Origin of the sequence: Marinobacter sp. EN3 (genome assembly GCF_000475315.1) — a bacterium.
GTDB classification, from domain to species: Bacteria; Pseudomonadota; Gammaproteobacteria; order Pseudomonadales; family Oleiphilaceae; genus Marinobacter; species Marinobacter nauticus.
Window position 1 is genome coordinate 1 of record NZ_AXCC01000067.1, and the last position, 730, is coordinate 730.

A 730-nucleotide genomic window follows, 5' to 3' on the forward strand; every position below is an offset into this window, starting at 1 on the left:
ATAACCCCAAGACAACTGATCGCGAAGTCACACCCATCACCAGGCAAGCCTGATTCCGAGGCATCTTCGAGACAGTCACTTGAAGCAATAGAACAACCACTTCAACGACAACACCGGATAACGCTTGAAATCGCTATCACTTTGAACATTTTCTCTCGGAGATAATGAGAGAAAAATATTCGTGTTCTATCTCGTCCAATTTGTTAAAGAGCAAATCTGACCCAGTGATCAGAAAGAAGGGCTTCGAACTTTCATCAAGCTGAAACACTTGTTTCTGCACACTGCTAACCGAAGTTAGTCAGTAAAGTTTGGTGGAGCTAGGCAGGATCGAACTGCCGACCTCCTGCGTGCAAGGCAGGCGCTCTCCCAGCTGAGCTATAGCCCCAAGAAGCTATCTACAAGAATTGATCAGATCTAGGCGTCGAAGTGCGCCGCATAGCCTGCTATGCAAGTACTTCGACAACGACGAGCTGAACAATTCTGGTGGGTCTGGGTGGACTTGAACCACCGACCTCACCCTTATCAGGGGTGCGCTCTAACCACCTGAGCTACAGACCCATTATCGCTTGATCTTGTTTCGCCTGGACTGTGTTGCAGCTTTCGCTCAATCGGTCACGTACGCGTGTACGCTCCCTCTTTCACTCAACCTGCGCCTTGCCAGCCAAAACAATCTCTGCGCGCTAATGCTATGGGTCCGTGCAGACCCTTTTGCTCTCTTTATTAGCCAACC

At 49.5% G+C, this 730-nt stretch carries 2 tRNA genes; both read right to left on the reverse strand.

Annotation, left to right across the window (positions count from 1 at the left end):
• Window positions 1–309: 309 nt before the first annotated feature.
• Window positions 310–385 (reverse strand) — tRNA-Ala (locus tag Q675_RS35375).
• Window positions 386–481: 96 nt separating this feature from the next.
• Window positions 482–558 (reverse strand) — tRNA-Ile (locus Q675_RS35380).
• Between the last annotated feature and the right edge of the window lie 172 nt (window positions 559–730).